Here is a 20447-nt window from a genome sequence, read left to right as displayed (position 1 = left end):
AGTAAAATGGTAATATATCATATAAACTTGAATGAAATTCATATAAAAGGGGGTAACGTTGTGCATTTAGAGCAATTAAAATATATTGTTGAAGTAGCTAAAACGCGTTCAATTTCCGTCGCTGCCCAAAACCTTCATGTTTCACAATCGACCATTAGTAAGGCAATTACCAGTTTTGAGCAAGAATTACGAATTCAATTGTTTACACGATCACGGTTAGGCGCCCAGCCTACCGCAGAGGGTAAAAACATTATTAAAAAAGCGTATGAAATTGCCGTGAAGATTGAAGAAATACAAGAAGAAGCGCAAGAGCAAGCATCATTAATAAACGGAGAATTAAATTTATCGGCCAGCCCTAGCTTTTTCCTACCAATTTTACTTGGAACGTTAGCTAACTTTAAAAAAGACTATCCTAACTTTCGTATTCTCATGACAGAAAAAAAGTCACCCAATATTATTGAAGATGTTCTACAAGGAAGGATTGACATCGGATTATCTATGCTTGATGGAATCGATTGGAATGCACATGAAGAGCTGATTTTCGAAACCTTATTAGAGGGAAAAATTATGGTATGTGTCAGTAAACATTCTCCATATGCATTCAGTGATTATATAACGCCTGAGGAGTTAATAAATGAAACAATAGTGATGTATGATGGGGTAATATGGAAAGATTCCATTTCTATATTTATGAATAAATACGGACCCATGAATATTTTATTTACTTCTAACAATACCGAAGTCATTAAAAAGGCTGTTGCAGATGGTTTAGCGATAAGCTTTTTGATGAATATAGCACTAATAGATGATCATTATGTTAATAGTGGAGATATTATTCCGATACCATTAATAAATTTTGAATCTCATCAACGATCTTTCGGATGGGTACGATCAAAGAAAAAGCATTTTTCTTTGGCAGCTCGAGAGTTTTTAAAATACCTCAAATTTAATATCTCCAAGTTAGAATAACGTATTACAAATTAATTTTAAAAACGTATTTCTCGATAAAAACAGGATCTATACAGGTCTTGGGCTCGTTCGAAATGGATTTTTTAAAAATCAGAAAAAGTCGAATTCCAAAATACTAAGGATTCGACCTTTTTTATGCTTGTTACATTAATCGTTAGTGTTAAAAACCAATCATTTATATACTCAAGGGCTTTTTGCTACTTTGAAGCGTATGATAAAAAACGACCTCTGATCCATCTGAAATTCATCTTTTTTAAGGAAGTTTTAAAATAACGTGTATAAAAAATAATGAACGGCCTATACTATTTAAGATTTCACTTCAAATCCAATGACAAGGAGGGTTAACCTGATGAGTGGGGCTGACCGGTAACTCAGAAGGACCATCAAAGCTGAATGAAGCTAAAGCACAGTTGTCTTAAAAATTTAAGATCAATGCGGAAGCGAGGCAGTGTGTCATGGAGCACTATAAGTAAGTGAGAATCAAGCCCGGAATATCAATTCCGGGTTCATTTTTGTTTTGGTACTACTAGCTGTACCGCCATTATTCCGGAAAATCTTCGCACGAAAAAAGCCAAATACCTGTTACGTAAATTCATTTTTCTTAACTCATTTGTAATTCCCTTAAATACAAAATGGGAATGAGTTGTGTTTTATTTGTTAGCCTACTTCCATTTTAGTTCTCCTTGCAAAAAGATGGATGGATATTTATGTTAAGATAGAGAAAATAAAACATTACTATTAATTATTCTACAGGGTATTTTTATTAAAATTGTGTAAGTTGTTTTAAACTATGAGAAGGTGGTTTTCAAGTGAAAAATATTTTAGTAATCGGCGGTTATGGTCAAGTCGGTACCGTAATCTGTAAATCTTTATCTCAGATTTACCCTGGAAAAGTTATCGCGGCTGGTAGAAATTTTGAAAAGGCAAAAAGGTTTTCTTTGTCTATGAATGACAAGGTTCTGCCGTTGAAACTAGATATTTATAATTTAGAGACATCCCATGAAGTATTTACACACACACAGTTAGTAATAATGTGCCTTGACCAAAAAGATACTAATTTCGTTGAAATGTGTATTCAAAATAAAGTTAATTATATAGATATTTCCCCTTCCTATACTATCCTATCAAAAATTGAAAGTTTACATAGTAAGGCCATTGAATCGGGAACAACATTAGTATTGGGGGTAGGTTTATCTCCAGGTTTATCAAATTTAATGGTTAAAAATTTAGTCAATCAGGTTAATAAAGTTAACCGTACGGACACTTATTTAATGCTTGGGATTGGTGAAAAGCACGGAAATGACGGAGTAGAATGGTTGCTAAATAATATAAATAATAATTTTTCGATATGTGAAAATGGTCAAAATAAGTATGTAAGTAGTTTTACTGATGGTAAATATGTAGAGTTACCAAAAAAGTTTGGGAAAAGGATTGCTTATAGATTTAATCTGGCTGACCAACATATTCTCACTAAAACGCTTCCTTTAGAAAACGTATCTTCTCGCTTTTTTTATGACTCGGACTTTACAACAAAAGAATTAGCTATACTTAAAAAGGTAGGAACTTTCAAGCTATTAAAATATAAATTCTTTAAAAATATTTTTATAAATATATTTGTGGGAGCTTTACATATTTTTGATAAATTAAATATTGGCTCAAATGATTATTTAATTAAAGCAGAAGTACATGGGGAAATCGAGGGAAAAAAAGGAATTATTGAATCCGTATTATTTGGTTCAAATAATACAGAGATAACAGGTAATGTAGCCTCAATATTAGGGAATAAGTTAATCAAAAATAACTATTCAGCAGGTGTACACTACATAGAACAGCTTTTTGACTTAGACGATATATTATCAATTCTAGATGATAATATATCTTATAAATATGAAATCAAATCCTTCAACTAACGATCGTTTTACATGAAGTAGCCCACCCAAATAATCGATGTGAAAAATTGTACTTAAACTATTCGAGCGGTATAGTTGAAGAAGGAACTAAACATAAAATTGAAAAACGAAAAAATTTAAAGACAGACAGGAATTAGATACGATGATAAAAGGTTTCGGAGGAATATTTTGGAGAACAAAGAATCTAGATGTTATTAAAAAATGGTACAGTGAAGTATTGAAGATTGAAATAGAAAATTGGAATGGGACTGTGATTAAACCCCAATCAGGAAATGAGACGATCTTTTCTTTCTTTACCGAAGAAGACAGTTATTTTCCAACAGAACAACAAGTGATGTTAAATTTCCAAGTACATGACATAAATGAGACGATTCAGCATCTTGAACATATTGGTGTACCTCTTGTAAAGGAAAAAGAGATTAGTGAATTTGGAAAGTTTATTTGGATTAAAGATCCTGATGGTCGACTGATCGAGCTTTGGGAGAAATAGCGGGGGGTAATACTTTGCGAATATAAAGGAAGTGCCTAATTCTTTTGAATTAAGCACTTCCCTTTTCCATTTAGTTTGTTGTTGTTTTCAAAAAAGACTGGAGTGCATCGAAGAAACGCTTGCCGTATTTTTCGAATTTTACTTCACCAATCCCACTAACATGTCGTAAATCTTCAAGCTCCGTTGGTTTTTTATCACATAATTCACGTAATGTTTTATCAGAGAACACAACAAATGGTGGTACCTTTTCTTCATCTGCAATCTCTTTACGCAGTAATCGTAAGTGCTCGAATAACGGGTCATTGTCTACAAGCTTACGCACAGTGACAGCTTCTTTTCGCATAACTGTTCGATTCCCGAGTAGAACCTCTTTACCTTCCTCTGATACATAAATGGTCGGAAACGTGCCATGTTTAACGGCAAGTAAGCCTTCAGCAATTAAAAACTCAATAAAGCTTAAAACATCCTTTGAGGAATATTGACCTTTTAAAATGCCATAGGTAGATAACCGAGCAAAGCCAAATTCAGCGACCTTTTGATTTTTGGAGCCAATTAGCACCTGCGCCACCATCGTCTTGCCAAATTTTTGCCCCATTCGAACAACACAGGCTAGCACCTTTTGTACATCTACCGTCACATCTTTAACTTCTCGTCCGTCATTACAATTACCACAACGACTACAAGGTACTCCTGCTTCTTCGCCAAAATACGTTAAGATAGCATTTTGCAAACAGCCCTCTGTATGGCAATAATCAACCATCGTTTGTAGCTTTGCTAATTCTTGTGCAATTCGTGTTTCATCCTGCGTCTGTTCTATTAAAAAGCGTTGTGTTTGGACATCGCCTGATGCATACAGTAAAATACAAGCACTTGGTAAGCCGTCACGTCCTGCACGTCCCGCTTCCTGATAATAGCTCTCCATATTGCGCGGCATTTGATAATGTATGACAAAGCGTACATTACTCTTATCAATCCCCATTCCAAATGCATTGGTAGCGACCATAATGCGCGCCTCATCTTTTAAAAAGCGCTCCTGCTCTGACATACGCATGTCCTCTTTTAGTCCCGCATGATATTTTGCCACAGATTCTCCCGAGCGACTTAAAAGCTCATAGATTGCGTCTACAGCCTTTCGTGTAGCTGCGTAAATAATGCCCGCTTCATTTTTATTTTTCACTAAATAATTTTTAATGTAACGCTCTTTATTTTCACCAATTAACACTGAGAAAGCTAAATTATCGCGTGCAAATCCGGTAATGACAGTTGAATGCTCGTCAATCTCTAGTAATTGTCTTATATCATCACAAACAGCTGGTGTAGCTGTTGCAGTCAGTGCTAAGACAGCTGGCTTTTGGGACCATAATGTAAATAATTTTTGGATTGCTCTATAACTTGGTCTAAAATCATGCCCCCACTGTGATATACAGTGTGCTTCATCCACAGCAATCAATGGTACAGATAAATTCGATAATACCTGTAAAAACGTTGCACTTTCTAATCGCTCTGGCGCAATATAAAGTAGCTTTAAATAACCTGCACTCGCAAGCTGCATCGTTTCATCCACTTCTTGTACGGATAAGGTGCTATTAATATACGCGGCTGGAATATTTGCGGCACGTAATGCTTCTACCTGATCTTGCATAAGAGAAATTAAAGGGGATATGACGACTGTGAGGCCATCTAGCATAAGTGCCGGGATTTGATAGCAAATGGATTTACCTCCGCCAGTTGGCATCACGCAAAGACTTGATTGACCTCGTAATGTTTGTTCTATAATTTGTGCCTGTCCATTGCGAAATGAATCATAGCCAAAATGATGTTGTAGCATTTGTCTTGCTTGCTCCATCCAACTTTTCACTCCTCAGTTGTTAGACGAATAAACTTGTACTCGCCCTGTTCATTTTTATTTATTTCATATACCATCATAGAGTTCGCAAGTGCCTCTTGACCAGCAGAATTCGTTAGTACATATTCCGTTTTTGCACGAACAACAATATTTTGTCCTTCCATGTTGATGTTTTTAATCATCGTATTGGAAAAATGAATTTTTGCTTGTTTGGAGGCATAATACGCAACCATATTATCCAATGTGCTTTGTAAATCGTCTGTACCTACGAAAGGTTTCATGACACTGGCATCCTGTATCTCAACAGCTGCTTTTAAATGCTTATGAAAAGTATTTAAAAATAGCTTTATTTCATCGGCATTATACGCAAAAACATTCTTGCCATATTTATCGATAGCTTTTTGGACTGCTTCTTTGTCACCCTGTTCTATATACGGATACAAGCTTTTCGATTGAGATAGTCGATCACTTACCTTCATACCATCTTCAATCCATTCATCCGATAACTGCACAATATCTTTAAATGGCAATATATACGGCTGTGAAACACCGTTTTGCTGGCGTTTAAAATAGATGCCTACAATTTCACCATTCTCTGCTCCTAGAACAGGGCTTCCTAAAGGTATGTTTTGTTGTGCATCTATGTAATAGGCTGCTACTCTGTCACTATATTTTTTAATTGTGTACGGTAAGCTATCGACATAAACAGCTAACTGATTTAATTCCCCGTTATAGACGGTCGGCACCTTTACCGATGCGTTGTATGTAACCTCTAAAATGGCGATATTATGTGCTGTAGACATATAGTGTACATTACCTTCCGCAAGCTTATCATTATTAAATTGTACGAGCGCAGTTGGCTTTGAAGCTACGAGTGCACCATTTGTCACAATATAAAGCTTAGCGTCTTCTTTTTTAACAATGATCCCTGCACCAATGCCATTCTCGCCAATTACTTTTACTTCTGGTACAATTTTTTCTTCCTGTTTCGTCACAACCTTTTCCGAGTTTACATCGGCCTTTTTAGTCTGAAACATGTCCGCCACTGTTTCATTTTCACAGCCAGTTAATAGTAAAGCTGTTGCTCCAAGAATGAGCATCTTTTTCCGCATACGTTCACCAAAACTTTCTATCAATTATGCCTCGGCATAATTGTGTTCGGATTCGGCCTTGTGCTTGCACAAAGAACTCTTTTCCGAATTCGTGACATCCGCCGGAGGCTTTAACTTCTTTCAATGGATGTTTGGACAACCGGTGAAAGAAGTTAAACATCTTCTTTTCTATCATAAACAAGGTTTTTATACGTTTCAAGTTTACATAATAATATTATTACATGCACTATGTTATGAAAATACGACTCCCACCTTTTATTCAATTCGTTATACCTATAAAAAACGCCTCTATTTTAGTTTTACTATGAAAAATGACTTATAATTTGCGCTCAAAATATTATTAATAAAAAAAGACATGCTTTCTAGCATGCCTCAACATTATTTTTTCTTTAGAATGATTGTAGTAACTACAATGCCAAGCATCAATGTCATAAAAATAGCATAGGTAAATGAATGATTACCAGTCACATCATAGCAATAACCAATAAGTATAGGAATAATAGCGCTGATCATAAACCCACCTGAAAGCACCATAGATGACCAGCTATTTGCCTCCTCGTCATTTTTGGACTCGTCCAATGGTAACAATAAACCGATTGGAAATAAGCCACTTAATACGACGCCTATTATTAACACCGCCATCCACAATAAAGCACCGGAGCCTACCCATAGTAGCGCAAAGCCGATAATACCTAAGATCCCTAAAGAAAAAAGCCACTTGATTCGACTCGACCATTTTTCCATTAGTATAGGGACCAAAATATTTCCTACCATTTGTACAATGGACATAAATGTTAGCATAGAGCTTGCAGCGACAAGGGAATAGCCCTTATCCTGTAACATCGGTGCTAGCCATGACATTATTGAGAAGAACAACGATGTTTGTAAGCCAAAATAAATTAATATTGTCCAAGCGCGGACATCTTTCCACGGATTTCTTGCTACATTTTCAGGCATTATATCTGTATCTGATAGCTCGACCTCCTCGTTTTGTATAGCCAGTATCCATATGCATAGAGCAATTATTGCTAGTACTGACCAACTGCCGAGCGCTATCGTCCAGCTCCCATTAAAACGATTATAAAATGTTACTGTGAGTGCTGCACTCAGTGTTGCCCCTGTTCCTATTCCAAATGAATAAATACCTACAACCGTAGTAAAACGGTTTGGGAATTTCCTCTTTATATAAGCGTTTAACATTGGTCCAATAAGCGCAATGGCGAATCCTGCAGCAAAGCTTGTGACAACAAGTAAAACATAACTTTCTTTTAAAAAACGTAGCCCATTCGCTAATGCAATGATGATTATTAAGAGCGCGATAGCAGTTTTTGTTCCGAGTTTTCGTTGTAATGGTACTGCGAATGGTGCAAAGAGTCCCATACAAAACACCGGAATAGATGTTAAATAACTCATTTTTGTATTTGATACATGGAGCGACTCCAAAAGTACATTAAATAGTGGTCCAATTCCTGTGACTGCTGGGCGCATATTGAGCGCAACGAAAAAAATACTAACAACCACAAGTACCATGGAAACACGCCATTGCTTCTTCTCCATACCTTCTAAAAACCTTCTCTCTTATTACATGGTCTAAAAATTCGCTAAAATCTAACATTATTGTCAGACCTCCGAATTCCTTTTTACCATCTTTTCTAGTTGCGGTCAATTTCACGGCCATAAATGATTGAAAAACACAGCTACCTCGATGAAGTAGCTGTGTTTGATAACCACTTACATATGTTTAGGTGCAGCAATCCCTAACAGTGCTAGCGATTCTTTTAAAACAATGGCTACACATTGACAAAATGCTAATCGTGAGCTTCTTAGGTTGTCATCGACCAATACTTTATTTTGCGCATAATATTTATTAAATAGACGCGCTAATTGTAAGGCATATTTAGCAATTTGTGATGGATCTGCTTGCTCAAAAGCGTTGGTAATTACTTTCGGAAACTGTTCCAATAATAAAATAACTGGCCATGCTTGCTCACCTAATGTTGCGAGAGATACTTCGTTACTCTTTTCCTCTGATTTTTCTAAAAGAGATGAGATACGTGCATAAGTATATTGAATATATGGCCCCGTTTCTCCCTCGAAATTCATCATGTTTCCAATGGAAAACTCAATATCATGTAGACGATCATTTTTTAAATCATTAAAAATAACCGCTCCTACACCAACCTGATGTGCGACGCTCTCTTTATGCTCTAGCTTTGGATTTTTTTCCTCGATATTTCGTTTCGCCGTAGCAATCGCTTCCTTTAGTACATCTGCTAATAAAACGATCTTCCCTTTACGGGTTGACATTTTTTTACCCTCTTTTAGGATCATCCCAAAAGGCACATGCTGTAAGTCTTTTGCCCAATCGTATCCCATCTTCTCAATGACCTTACATAATTGGTTAAAATGAAGAGATTGTTCATTCCCTACAACATAAAATATTTTTTTAGGATCGTATTGTTGTTGACGATAAAAAGCAGCTGCTAAATCACGTGTAGCATAAAGCGTTGCACCGTCTGTTTTAGTTATTAAACATGGTGGCATATTGTCTATTTCAACGACATAAGCGCCATCAGATTTAACAAGCAGCTCTTTTTCTTCCAGCTCCTCGACAACAGCAACCATTTTGTCATTGTAGAAGGCCTCCCCATCGAATGAATCAAAGGCAATCCCAAGCAGTTGATAAATGGTCTTGAATTCTTCGAGTGATGCCTCTCTAAACCATCGCCATAGAGCTAACGCCTCTTCATCCCCATCTTCTAATGCTTTAAATGCGGCACGTGCTTGTTCATTGAGGGTGTCATTCTGCTCCGCTTCTTCATGAAACTTCACATATATTTTTAATAGTTCCTCTATTGGGGCAGCTTCAATAGTTTGCTGATCGCCCCATTTTTTATAGGCTACGATTAATTTGCCAAACTGTGTTCCCCAGTCACCTAAATGATTAATACGAATTGCTTTATAGCCAATTTTCTCAGCAATGTTGGCCAAAGCATTGCCGATCACTGTAGAACGTAAATGGCCCATAGAAAAAGGCTTCGCTATATTAGGTGAAGAAAAATCCAAAACTACATTTCCCTTTGATGCCTGATGAGTTCCATATAAATTTTTTTCTTTTACTATTTGGTTAAGCACCTGCTGTGTAATCGTTGGCTGATGGTAAAATATATTGACATATCCACCTACCACTTGAACCTCTTGTATGACGTCACAGCTTAAATTATTTTGAATATCAGTGGCGATACTTTGAGGGGATTTCCCAAACTTTTTAGCTAATGTAAAGCACGGAAATGCCACATCTCCTAAGTCTAAATTTCTCGGTTTTTCTAGTAAATTTTGAATTTCAGTGACCGTCAGTTCGTTATTTAATGCCATAGCAATGCTTTTCGCGATTTGTGTATTCATGCTCATTCTCCTCCCAAAATCTATAAAAAATAAAAAAAGCCCCCGTCTCTAAAATAGAGACGAGAGCATAGTTATCCCGTGGTACCACTCTAGTTGCCATATCATATGACCACTTTCCATTGTTAACGAGGTGACTCCCCGATATTCTCTACTACTAGTTCGAGAACCTTCTCCAAAGTGCGTTTCATTTATGGTTCCTGCATTAGGCTCACACCATCCCTAACTCGCTTTCCAATAGCTCCATAAACTACTCTCTTTTTCATCGAATTTAAACTGTAATTTTGATACATTCTACAGGAGCTGTTATTTAAAGTCAACAGTCTATTTAGTTATAGCTGAACTGCACTAGAAACAACTGATAAAACTAATCATTCACTATCTCATTACCTCCATATAAGTTTTTTTCCAATGTTAATTCAGAAAAAATTGAAAGGAAAAAGCCCCCAATAAAGGGAGAGCACTGAAAAACTAAAGAAATTCATTTTTTATATTATAAATCTATCTTTTGTTGGATTTACAAACTCAAAAAAAGTCGATTTGCATCACATTTTTTTGTGGCAAATCGACTTTTTCAGTGCCCTCAATAAAGGGTGCTTCTCTTTATATATATGGTCTGCTTTTTTCTAGTTTTTAACTGGTTTAAATTCTATTTGATCAACAATAAATTCGTTCTTAGTACTATCAAATTTATATGTGATATTAAAATCAGCTACATACGTTGGGGATACTCCGACAGATCCAACAAGATTTAATTTTATTTTTTGATTTTCTAGAAAATAAATAATTATGCCACCAAAAGCAAGTTGATCCTGTTGTAAATCTGGCGCTGGATCGAATTCATAATCAAAGTTGTGTTCTTTTCCTTGAACTTTAACAGTAATTCCTAATGTACCATTATCATTTTTAACAACATTTGACTCAATATTATTAGCAACAATATCTTCATAGCCTTGAACCTTGATTTCTGTTAAATCCTTATTCACGACATGAATTTCATCAGTATCTAACCCTGTACCGTTCCCTGTTTTTATGATGATAACAGCTTCTTCATTTCCATCCCCTGTAACATCCGTATAAAATACTTGTGGCTTTGTTTGAATATCGTCATAAAATGTCCAATCAAAATCCTTCACTTTACCATTAAAGTCCAGCTTTACGCCGTTCGCTTCAGCATATAGTTCAACTTCTCCATTCTCAGAAGAGCCTATCAGTTTTGCGTCTTGCGGTATTGTTACTTGTTCACTTGGCATTTCCTGCGAAGTTTTTTCTTGTTTATTCTCTTCTTGATTGTCTGAATTGCATCCCGAAAACATAACAGCACTCAACATTAATAACGTACCCATTCTCTTCTTCAATTTCCACATACCTCCATTAATATTTCATTACTATATCATTTTCCGTTATTAAAATCCAGTATGCATCTAACGAAATCTAGTAAAATAAATTTGTTGCTAGATTATTGTCCAATAAGAAATGTTTAAAAGAGGAATTTTTATATTTAATTTACGTTAAAGATTTAACTGAAGATACAGTACAATCGGATACTAAACAACCATTTGATATAACACCAGGTTCAAATGTACCAATTGAATTATCTATTAACACTAAAGGCGAGTTGGATTTCATTGTAAATTATGGTGTGAAGAAAACATTTAATAACAGTTCTTTAACTACTAGTGATGGTATTACTAACGCTCGTGTTGTAATTGGAGCGTGTGATCAGGATTATAACATTTAATTCTTTATCTATCGGTGAAGAATTCATAACAAAAGGTCCTGCAACAGTATTCCAAATATCGGTCTTTTTAGATACACTAGTAAACTATTTTGAGTCACAAGGTCTTACTAAACCTACATCATAATTGCCAGTAACTATAAGGAAAAGGAACATTCCGAGGAATGTTCCTTTTCTGCATAATGGATGACATCAGCCATAATGGCATACAGCTCTTTTAATTTTAGTTCCTTGTTTTCAGAAATTCTTTTTGCTAATGTTTCACTGATAACCCCTTTTTCCATCAATAGATCCCAGTTGTTTGCACTTGACTTGCCTACTAATACTTCCGTCAAGAATTCTGCAACTTCATCTCTTGTAATTGGGCCACTTTCTTTATTAGCTACTTTATAGATAACGGTATCCAGCTTGTCTCCTAGCGCTTTCATTTTCTCTGGACAAGCACGTTGAACGCCTTCTTTTAGCATTTTCGCAAACTTAATCTTTGTTGCTGAATCTTCAACATGTAAGTCATTGGAATAACCACCAACAACGAGTCCGGAATTGATTAATGTTTGAATGGATTTATCATACCATTCACCTTTATATGGATAATCCATATTAAATGGATCTACAAAAGCCCCTTGTTTTTTTAAATCTTCCCTTAAGGTATTGATGAGTTTTTTGTTCTCGCTCATTGCTCTAAAGGTTACGTCGTCTTTAATCGCTAATGCTGCCGCTACTCCCGCTGCTTGCCCAGTCACCATACCCGTTGGAACGACACGTGCACTTCCCGCTGCGAGCGATGAATAACCTGCAGAACGACCCACAACAAGCAAGCCATCGATTTCTTTGGGTACTAAAGAACGGAAAGGAATAGCGTATTGTTTTGGAGTCGAAATAACATATCCATAATCATGAGGTGTTTGTGCTTGTACATCAACTGGATACGCAGCCAAGCCAATACTATCCCAGTGATCACTATTCTTCCAAACATCGGACATCGGTAATTGGTATTCTGTCCATATATGTCTTGTTTCTCTGACATATAGTTCCTCCGGATAACTCACAATTTCAGCATTTTCAAAGCCAGGAAACTTCTCTTGCAAATAACGTAAAATATGTTCTGTCTCTTTCTTTCCTTTTTCGATTGCTTCCTGTTTTGAACGTTCATTCAAACCATCGATTCCAAAAATTTGTAAAGCGTTAATATAATATTCATCATCTACTTTTGCTAAATTCAAGCCTCGTAATCTCGTACCTTCTTGTACTGGCTTATAGTCATCATGAAGCTTTGTAAACCCCCACATGACTGAATCATTTAGGTGAGCACCACCGAAAGTATTTGAGTTTGCTGCTTGCTTCACCTTATCCCAATCAACATTTTTTAAGTGAATCATCAAGGTAACAGCCATTCTTTTATCCTTGATGCCAATATCTTCTCCACCCATGAAATAAGGAACTTTTGACATTGCAGCAAAATCAGCATCCTGTGTAGCATCAATGAATGCCTTACCTTTCACGACATACGTACCATATTTATTTTTTAATTTCACTGATGTTAGCTGATTCTTGTCAAGATTGGCATTTATGACTTCTGTTTGTACAGAAAGCGTTAAATTTGGTTCGTCATCGACAAGCTTTTTAAAGGCAGCCTTAGCATCTAAAATTCCAAATGCATCTTTCCCTCTAACAAGATCGTGCCATTCTTTAAAAATACCCATACTGACTGGTCGTTTAGCGTCATTTCGAGGTATATCAAGGAAATTTAGCATTCCATACGTAAATAGCCCTCCTAATTCCTCACGACTTTCAACTAGAAGTGTTTTTGCTCCATTACGAGCTGATGATACTGCAGCAGCAACTCCTTCTGGTTCTCCACCAATGACAATCACATCATATTCTTCATTTATATTTTCTTTAGAAATTGGCTTTTCATAGTTTTCCACAAGTTTTTTATGTGCCATTTCACTTCTAATCTCTGTTATTAAATAATAGCTTCCTATCCCTAGTAAAATTACTAATATTAAAATGGATGACCACACTAAACCTTTGCCCATAACATACCTCCAATTGATAAAATTCCCATCTGTATCTCTTATTTTAAAGTCATGCTCATCTCTTGAAAGAGTTGGCATGACCTATTTATATAGTTATTAACAGTTTTACATTTCAACGTTGAGTTCATAGCAAATCTAGAGGTTCGCTTCAGTCTAGGTACTCTTCAAAATAGATTTCATGCAGCCGGTGAAATTGAATCCTTCTAAAACGAATTTAACCTGACGAGTTCGAAGGCTTTCATTTCCTATAACAAGTGGTACCATTTCTGGACGTTGTGGCACGAAAATATGATGAATAATAGTCTACTACTGACAGTTACCTATACTGATATTCGTAGTGGTGAAACGTTGGGGTTGGCATAGCAGAATATCAATTTTAAGAACTATCCAAATGCATTAAGAGCACAAGAAACGATAAATATGTATGTATAACCTAAAACAAAAAGAAGATACATAATCATTCTAGTCGATAATGTAGCAATGAAGCAACCAGAACCTGTAAATTTTTTGTAGGTCTTTATGATTGTTTTATTATGATGAAAAATTAACTACAATAGATGCAAGTGTACCTTTCTATAACTTAACCATACGCTGGAGGAATAAATGATTAAAATATTTACTTTACAAAATTCACATGGAAGGGGTGATGTTTTTGAATTTATGAGAGGCGATTTTAAAAATGAACATTGGCATGAATCATCGATTTTTTTAACAGAAGAAGCATTTGCTTTTTTACATTTACATATAGATGAGATTTTACCGAATTTTAATTACTTTGGCCCAAACTCAGTTAACTATGAACAATGGAACCAAATCACTTTGAAGGCATGTTCTTTAAATACTTCAATGGACATCGAATTCATCCGTTTTTTTAACAGAATAGATCATTGGGTGCAAAAAAATTTTGAGGAGCACACTTGTTTCTCAATTTGTGGTCCATAGCAATTTCGTGAAACTTTTTAATATTCACCACAACAGAAAAGACCAGGTAACTCACCTTATGAGCCGCCTGGTTCATTTACACAATAATTTCCCATTTAGTTTTTCTACAGTATATTTTTAAAACCATAAAAGAACACATAAAAAGAAAAGTATAAAAAAAGTAACCCTGATACAAATGAAAATATTCGCATCAATTTTACCCCCATTACTTTATTCCATCTATACTATTTAAATAAGAAAGTAAAGCTCCCCAAAGTATCGAAACTGTTGTAAATCCCATGAAGAATGGCAATAAGCTTTGCTCAGTAGAACTGTCAATGGTTGTACCTACTACACTTCCCCCAACTGTTGCAAACCAGACTAATGTGGTTGGAGCAGATACGACTAACCAAATTCCTGTAAAAAAGTACCCCCACAAAGATTTCTTTTCAATCTCGGCCCCTTCCATTTTGATTGATTTAGGATAAATGAAATCTCTAAATGCTTGATATGTTAAATAACTTAGCATAATTGTTCCACCAATCCATAATATCGCCTGAAAAATAACACTTGATTGTAATAACAACGCAATTCCTAATACTGATAACACAGCATATACCATATCACCTACTGCACAACCTAGAGAAAAGATGAATGCAGGAAAAAAAACCGTTCATAATACCAGTTCGAATAAGACCTAAGTTTCCTGTACCTAATTCAAGCACAAGAGACATTCCTATTAAAATTCCAGCAATATAAAGCACCATTTATAATCTCCCCTTCTAACTTTTTTGAATGACGGATTGTAATATTAAGTGCAACATCTAGAAGTCAATATAAAGGAAGCCCATAACGACCTCGTGTAGAATGTAGTTACCACACCAACATTCAAACGGAGGAATCGTTATGAGCTATACACATCTTACCATTTGCTCTCCATCTTACCTGATGAACATAAGGAAGTTTTATAAGAGCTACTGTTATTATGAAAACTCACCTTGTTAGTTTGTAAAGTTTTAAGTACATATATTTACATTTACTAGAATCCCCTTAAACGGTGGTATTTCTAACATTTCTATCTATCCAATATCTATTTATGTAAATTTAAACTTTTTTCGACTTAAATTTATCTGTAGTTTCTGGTGCAAGGTCTTAAGCCTAACAATAATTTAAATTACGCAAACGTTGATTTAATAATGTTTATAGACTATGGAACATATTTCATGATATACTAGTGCCATTGTGAAAAAAGGAGGAACTTGCATGATTCAAGTAAGTAATGTAGGTCTTCGCTATGGCGATCGTAAACTATTTGAAGACGTAAATATAAAATTCACACCGGGGAATTGCTACGGTTTAATCGGGGCAAATGGTGCTGGTAAATCAACATTTTTAAAAATTCTTTCTGGTGAAATTGAAGCGCAAGAAGGAAACGTATCAATGGGTAAGGACGAACGTTTATCAGTCCTTAAACAAAACCACTTTGAATACGATGAATTCAATGTATTAGATACAGTTGTTATGGGGAACAAACGTCTTTGGGAAGTAAAAGCTGAAAAAGACGCTATCTACGCAAAAGAAGACTTTTCTGATGAGGATGGCATGCGTGCTGCTGAATTAGAGGGTGAATTCGCTGACCTAAATGGTTGGGAAGCTGACTCAGAAGCAGCAACATTATTAAACGGGTTAGGGATTGGCGACGAGCTTCACTATATGCTAATGGCTGACCTTGAAGGTTCTGACAAAGTCAAAGTATTATTAGCACAAGCTCTATTTGGTAAACCAGACGTTCTATTACTAGATGAGCCTACCAACCACCTTGACTTAAAAGCAATCCAATGGTTAGAAGAATTCTTAATTAACTTTGAAAATACGGTTATTGTCGTATCCCATGACCGTCACTTCTTAAATAAAGTGTGTACGCATATCGCGGATTTAGACTTCTCTAAAATCCAATTATATGTTGGGAACTATGACTTCTGGTATGAGTCTAGCCAATTAGCACAAAAAATGATGGCAGACCAAAACAAGAAGAAAGAAGAAAAGATTAAAGAGCTACAAGCATTCGTTGCTCGTTTCTCTGCGAACGCTTCGAAATCAAGCCAAGCGACTTCTCGTAAGAAAATGTTGGATAAAATCGAGCTTGACGACATTAAACCTTCTAGCCGAAAATATCCATTCATCAACTTCCAAACTGGCCGTGAAATCGGTAATGATGTATTAACAGTGGAAGGCCTTTCAGCAAGCAATGAAGGCGAAACACTATTTAAAGATATTCGCTTTTCGATGAACAAAGAGGATAAAATCATTTTACTTGGTAATCCAATGGCAAAAACGGCTCTTCTTGATATTCTAATGGACGAAAGAAAAGCAGATGCTGGTACAGTCAAATGGGGCGTAACAACATCCCAAAGCTACTTTGAAAATGATCACGATAAATACTTCGAAGGTTCAGAGAAATCATTAGTGGAATGGTTACGTCAATATTCTCCTGATGATGAAACAGAAAGCTTCTTACGCGGCTTCTTAGGTCGTATGCTATTCTCTGGTGAAGAAGTGAAAAAATCTCCTTCAGTTTTATCAGGAGGCGAAAAAGTTCGTTGTATGCTATCTAAAATGATGCTTGCCACTGCAAACGTTGTTTTACTAGATGAACCAACGAACCACCTTGACCTTGAATCTATTCAAGCACTAAACGAAGGACTTATGCGCTTCAAAGGTGCGATGCTCTTTACATCTCATGACCATCAGTTCATCCAAACAATTGCGAACCGTGTCATCGAAATCCGTGAAGACGGCACAATTTTAGATAAACTATTAACTTATGATGAATTCCTAGAGTGGAAAGATAGCCAAGGCTTAAACTAATATCAAAACAGGGTTCTCCTATTCAAAAAGGAGAACCCTGTTTTTCTATAAATGGCTTACTCTTTCATAACATTACTTTGTAGAGGTTGTCATTGCCACTTCCACTTGAGCATCTGACATGCATTCATCTTCTTGTACATTCTCGACAGATTCTTCATATTGAGTAATCATTCGAGTATCAGGTGCAAATATTGCAAGTAGCAGTGACAAAAGAAGCCCCGCTATCATTAATGTCCTAAATAAATAAGGTGATGACCCATATTCAGTTGCTAAAGATGTCCATAGCATTGGCCCGAAACCGACTATCGCAGCGGCGATTTGATAGCCAAAGGATAGCCCCGTATAGCGAACATTCGCCGGGAATAATTCAGAGAAAAACGTACCTTGAGTCGCAAAAATAGCTGCCCATACGACACCAAGTAAAATGATTTGCAACATAAAGAAATAGGTTGAATTGATCGGAATCATTACGAAATATGGAATAGCTAGCAGTAACATTGTTATAAGTCCACCAATATAAATTTTCTTCCGACCTATAAAATCCGAAAAATACCCAACAAGTGGAATTGTGACAATCATTGTTGCACAGCTTAATGTTAGAGTAAATAACGCGACATCCCTTGTATAGCCTATATACGTAGTTGCATACACCAAAATAAACGACATTAAAAACATATTAAAGAATCCATCCCCTATTTTTAAACCAATAATGCGGAAAATATCTTTTTTGTTATACTTAAACACTTGGACAATTGGTAATTTAGCTAATTCGCCACTGTCCTTCTTGCATTTAAATTCAGGTATTTCTTCGATCCCGCTTCGAATCCATATCGCTAATACGATTAAAACTGCGCTAAAAAGAAATGGTAAACGCCATCCCCATGCCATAAATTGTGCTTCTGTCGTTAACGAAGAAATAATTGTAAAACTAAATGTCCCTAACACAAAGCTGTGGAATGGAACCAAAGAAACCTCGTACACCTTTGGTAGCCGATTCAGTAGCTAGTAACACTGCACCACCCCATTCACCCCCAAGTGCTATCCCTTGAATAAGTCTCAACATTACTAATAGCGTTGGCGCGAGTAATCCTATTTGTGCATAGGTAGGTAATAAACCTATCAAAAAGGAACTACCCCCCATTCCTATTAGAGTGAGCATAAGCGAGGCTTTCCTTCCAACACGGTCACCCATATGTCCAAATATTAAACTTCCAATTGGACGTGCCGCATATCCAGCCCCAAAAGTAGCAAATGCGATTAAAATAGAGATTGCTGGATTAGTCGAAGGGAAAAATAATGTTGTAAAAACTAATCCCGTTGAGCCATACAAATAAAAATCGACCACTCAATGATGGATCCTGCTAAACTTGCTAATAATATCTTCACATTTTTCATATAGCCCCTTCTCTCTACCTTCAAATTTTTTATACCATTCACTATTTAAATTTCGCTAAACGTTCCCGACAACGCCAATCAATGCCTCTTCACTTACAATAGCGCCAGTTTGTAAAATAACATACGCTTTAATAGCTTCATCACGTATATTATCTGGTACACCGATGACTGCTGCTTCAAATACAAATGGATGCTCTGTTAATACACTCTCACTTCATTATTTATAAAAAAATCAAAAAAGTTTAAGCCAAATTGAACTTTCAGCTGTCTAATAGGTAGGATAAATAAGAGAGGGGGGAATTACTATTATACGATTAGTGAAAAAAGCTCAAAAAGGGCATGACGAAGCCTTTTTATCGCTTTTCCAACAATATGAAGTAGATATTTATCGAATGGCTTATGTATATGTCAAAAACAAAGAAGATGCTTTAGACGTAGTTCAAGAAGTAGCCTATCAATCATTTAAAAAGATAGATACATTGAAAAAACCAGAATATTTTAAAACCTGGCTGATGAAAATTACGATGAACTGTGCAATCAATTTAATTAAAAAAAATAGAAAGGTGGTTCTAATAAGATCAGAATACGAGGAGTTTATAGAAACCGAAGAAGAAGATATTCCTCTTACTTTATCACTACAGGACTTGATAGATGGTTTGGAGATGGAAGAAAAAAGTGTTGTACTTTTAAGGTTTTATCAAAATTATACCTTTAAAGAAATTGCCGAGCTGTTAGATATGCCATTAGGAACCGCAAAATCGGTTTTATATAGAGCTTTAAAGAAACTTAGAAATAAATATTTTGAAGGAGATGATGTTAATGAGTAATAAAATAAAACAAGAGGTTGAGAAAATTGATATCCCAAAAGAGCTTCATAAGAGAAGTGAAATCGGCATTTTAAAAGCGAAGAACGAAAGGCAAAGAAGTAGAAAAAGAAAAAATGTAAAAGGTATCGTTGTAGCTGCTGGTTTACTTGTATCTATTGGAATATTATCTTTAGTTAATAATAATTTTGTTAAAAATAGTACAACACCTGATTCTGATCAAAATACAGTTGCTGTCACTGAATCAGCAACGGACAGCATTGATACGGTTGATATTCAAGCTAAGTATTTTGTGTATGAAACGGCAGAAAAGCTCAGCCAAGGTGCCGACATTATTCTCGTCGCATCCCCTATAGATGACTTTGCTAACCGTGAACATCACTCGACGAAGTTCGAAGACGGCACGATCCAAGACTTCTATACGCTAACGAATCTAAACGTCGAGCGCATAATTAAGCAGCCTGAAGGAATAAACATCGGCTCACAAATGCAAGTGATTGAACCAGTTAGTATCATCACGGAAGCCGACAAACAACAAACAAAAGTTGCAGTAGATGGATACCGCGAGATGAAGCAAGGCAGGCGTTATATCATGTTCCTGAAGAACAACGGCATGAACGGCTATAGCATTATCAATATGAACAACGGTAAGTTCAACCTTGATGGCGGCGATGCACAGGACATTCCAACAAACACAAATGAGAAAGCGTTCAAAGAAAGGCTGAAGAAAGATATTCAATCAAAATTCAACGTGAAGTAATCCATTAAGCCCAGTATGTTTGCGGAACAAAAATTATGAGTTTCTGTACAAGCTAACCACAAGGAAAATTGGCATGATCGATTCTGAAAAATTAAGCAACACAATTCGTCTATTTAAGGAAAAGTCAGCTTTTGTTATGTTGAAATTTGCTTAGCGTATGTTTTTTCTGATTG

Annotated in this window: 18 protein-coding genes and 1 other annotated feature; of the genes, 8 read left to right on the top strand and 10 right to left on the bottom strand. The window is 35.9% G+C overall.

From position 1 onward, the window contains the following. The first annotated feature begins 60 nt into the window (after positions 1-60). The 3 genes from FJQ98_RS12975 to FJQ98_RS12965 all read left to right on the top strand — a co-directional run bounded on the left by FJQ98_RS12975 (position 61) and on the right by FJQ98_RS12965 (position 3369). The gene (locus tag FJQ98_RS12975) at positions 61-969 is read left to right on the top strand and encodes a LysR family transcriptional regulator (protein WP_053593045.1); all 909 of its coding nucleotides are present in this window, start codon (positions 61-63) and stop codon (positions 967-969) included. Positions 970-1778: 809 nt separating this feature from the next. Beyond that, on the top strand, positions 1779-2879 hold the full coding sequence (locus FJQ98_RS12970; RefSeq protein ID WP_053593044.1) for a saccharopine dehydrogenase family protein: 1101 nt from the start codon (positions 1779-1781) through the stop codon (positions 2877-2879). A gap of 142 nt (positions 2880-3021) precedes the next feature. Next, complete coding sequence (locus FJQ98_RS12965; RefSeq protein ID WP_053593043.1) at positions 3022-3369, top strand: VOC family protein; 348 nt, start codon at positions 3022-3024, stop codon at positions 3367-3369. A gap of 70 nt (positions 3370-3439) precedes the next feature. Here FJQ98_RS12965 and recQ read toward each other — a convergent pair whose 3' ends face one another. From recQ to FJQ98_RS12940, 5 genes are all read right to left on the bottom strand, one after another. Beyond that, positions 3440-5215, bottom strand: coding sequence for a DNA helicase RecQ (gene recQ / locus FJQ98_RS12960; protein WP_053593042.1), 1776 nt, complete (start codon positions 5213-5215; stop codon positions 3440-3442). Positions 5216-5223: 8 nt separating this feature from the next. Then, positions 5224-6351: a TcaA NTF2-like domain-containing protein gene (locus FJQ98_RS12955; protein ID WP_241774497.1), complete on the bottom strand. Its 1128-nt coding sequence runs from the start codon at positions 6349-6351 to the stop codon at positions 5224-5226. A gap of 354 nt (positions 6352-6705) precedes the next feature. Next, positions 6706-7884: an MFS transporter gene (locus FJQ98_RS12950; RefSeq protein ID WP_053593040.1), complete on the bottom strand. Its 1179-nt coding sequence runs from the start codon at positions 7882-7884 to the stop codon at positions 6706-6708. A gap of 174 nt (positions 7885-8058) precedes the next feature. Next, positions 8059-9738 (bottom strand): arginine--tRNA ligase, encoded by a 1680-nt coding sequence (argS, locus tag FJQ98_RS12945; RefSeq protein ID WP_198926834.1) that lies wholly within the window; start codon positions 9736-9738, stop codon positions 8059-8061. Positions 9739-9784: 46 nt separating this feature from the next. Further along, positions 9785-10004 (bottom strand) — a binding site (T-box leader). 351 nt (positions 10005-10355) lie between these two features. Then, positions 10356-11096, bottom strand: coding sequence for a hypothetical protein (locus tag FJQ98_RS12940; RefSeq protein ID WP_343069219.1), 741 nt, complete (start codon positions 11094-11096; stop codon positions 10356-10358). 95 nt (positions 11097-11191) lie between these two features. On the opposite strand from FJQ98_RS12940, the gene FJQ98_RS12935 reads away from it, so the two are divergent. Beyond that, the gene (locus FJQ98_RS12935) at positions 11192-11470 is read left to right on the top strand and encodes a hypothetical protein (protein ID WP_053593037.1); all 279 of its coding nucleotides are present in this window, start codon (positions 11192-11194) and stop codon (positions 11468-11470) included. Positions 11471-11604: 134 nt separating this feature from the next. Here FJQ98_RS12935 and FJQ98_RS12930 read toward each other — a convergent pair whose 3' ends face one another. Beyond that, the gene (locus FJQ98_RS12930) at positions 11605-13506 is read right to left on the bottom strand and encodes an FAD-dependent oxidoreductase (protein ID WP_053593036.1); all 1902 of its coding nucleotides are present in this window, start codon (positions 13504-13506) and stop codon (positions 11605-11607) included. 603 nt (positions 13507-14109) lie between these two features. Between FJQ98_RS12930 and FJQ98_RS12925 the strand changes: the two genes are divergently transcribed. Beyond that, a complete protein-coding gene (locus tag FJQ98_RS12925) occupies positions 14110-14448 on the top strand; it encodes a hypothetical protein (protein ID WP_053593035.1) in 339 nt (112 codons plus the stop codon). 205 nt (positions 14449-14653) lie between these two features. Here the strand turns inward: FJQ98_RS12925 and FJQ98_RS12920 are convergent, their stop codons facing one another. Beyond that, positions 14654-15079, bottom strand: coding sequence for a LysE family transporter (locus FJQ98_RS12920; RefSeq protein WP_277815920.1), 426 nt, complete (start codon positions 15077-15079; stop codon positions 14654-14656). A 611-nt stretch (positions 15080-15690) separates the two neighbouring features. On the opposite strand from FJQ98_RS12920, the gene FJQ98_RS12915 reads away from it, so the two are divergent. Next, positions 15691-17295: an ABC-F family ATP-binding cassette domain-containing protein gene (locus tag FJQ98_RS12915; RefSeq protein ID WP_053593033.1), complete on the top strand. Its 1605-nt coding sequence runs from the start codon at positions 15691-15693 to the stop codon at positions 17293-17295. A gap of 72 nt (positions 17296-17367) precedes the next feature. Here the strand turns inward: FJQ98_RS12915 and FJQ98_RS12910 are convergent, their stop codons facing one another. The 3 genes from FJQ98_RS12910 to FJQ98_RS12905 all read right to left on the bottom strand — a co-directional run bounded on the left by FJQ98_RS12910 (position 17368) and on the right by FJQ98_RS12905 (position 18856). Then, positions 17368-18261, bottom strand: a complete 894-nt coding sequence (locus tag FJQ98_RS12910) for an MFS transporter (protein ID WP_241774496.1) — start codon at positions 18259-18261, stop codon at positions 17368-17370. Continuing rightward, complete coding sequence (locus FJQ98_RS26815; protein ID WP_241774495.1) at positions 18224-18640, bottom strand: MFS transporter; 417 nt, start codon at positions 18638-18640, stop codon at positions 18224-18226. The genes FJQ98_RS12910 and FJQ98_RS26815 overlap by 38 nt, the downstream gene beginning before the upstream one ends. A gap of 105 nt (positions 18641-18745) precedes the next feature. Then, a complete protein-coding gene (locus FJQ98_RS12905; RefSeq protein ID WP_082339641.1) occupies positions 18746-18856 on the bottom strand; it encodes a hypothetical protein in 111 nt (36 codons plus the stop codon). Between the two features lie 151 nt (positions 18857-19007). On the opposite strand from FJQ98_RS12905, the gene FJQ98_RS12900 reads away from it, so the two are divergent. Further along, positions 19008-19517: a sigma-70 family RNA polymerase sigma factor gene (locus FJQ98_RS12900; RefSeq protein WP_082339625.1), complete on the top strand. Its 510-nt coding sequence runs from the start codon at positions 19008-19010 to the stop codon at positions 19515-19517. Further along, positions 19510-20274 (top strand): hypothetical protein, encoded by a 765-nt coding sequence (locus FJQ98_RS12895; RefSeq protein WP_053593031.1) that lies wholly within the window; start codon positions 19510-19512, stop codon positions 20272-20274. Before FJQ98_RS12900 ends, FJQ98_RS12895 begins: the two co-directional genes overlap by 8 nt. The last annotated feature ends 173 nt before the right edge of the window (positions 20275-20447 follow it).

Origin of the sequence: Lysinibacillus agricola (assembly GCF_016638705.1) — a bacterium.
Lineage (GTDB): Bacteria > Bacillota > Bacilli > Bacillales_A > Planococcaceae > Lysinibacillus > Lysinibacillus agricola.
The sequence above is the reverse complement of the archived record's forward strand: the minus strand, read 5'-3'. Positions and strand labels throughout refer to the sequence as shown.

Excerpts from the sequence above, each read along its gene's own strand:
- FJQ98_RS12915 (WP_053593033.1), top strand. The coding sequence starts at position 15,691 with ATGATTCAAGTAAGTAATGTAGGTCTTCGCTATGGCGATCGTAAACTA.
- recQ (WP_053593042.1), bottom strand. The coding sequence starts at position 5,215 with ATGGAGCAAGCAAGACAAATGCTACAACATCATTTTGGCTATGATTCA.
- argS (WP_198926834.1), bottom strand. The coding sequence starts at position 9,738 with ATGAGCATGAATACACAAATCGCGAAAAGCATTGCTATGGCATTAAAT.
- FJQ98_RS12940 (WP_343069219.1), bottom strand. The coding sequence starts at position 11,096 with ATGTGGAAATTGAAGAAGAGAATGGGTACGTTATTAATGTTGAGTGCT.
- FJQ98_RS12950 (WP_053593040.1), bottom strand. The coding sequence starts at position 7,884 with ATGGAGAAGAAGCAATGGCGTGTTTCCATGGTACTTGTGGTTGTTAGT.
- FJQ98_RS12965 (WP_053593043.1), top strand. The coding sequence starts at position 3,022 with ATGATAAAAGGTTTCGGAGGAATATTTTGGAGAACAAAGAATCTAGAT.
- FJQ98_RS12925 (WP_053593035.1), top strand. The coding sequence starts at position 14,110 with ATGATTAAAATATTTACTTTACAAAATTCACATGGAAGGGGTGATGTT.
- FJQ98_RS12930 (WP_053593036.1), bottom strand. The coding sequence starts at position 13,506 with ATGGGCAAAGGTTTAGTGTGGTCATCCATTTTAATATTAGTAATTTTA.
- FJQ98_RS12895 (WP_053593031.1), top strand. The coding sequence starts at position 19,510 with ATGAGTAATAAAATAAAACAAGAGGTTGAGAAAATTGATATCCCAAAA.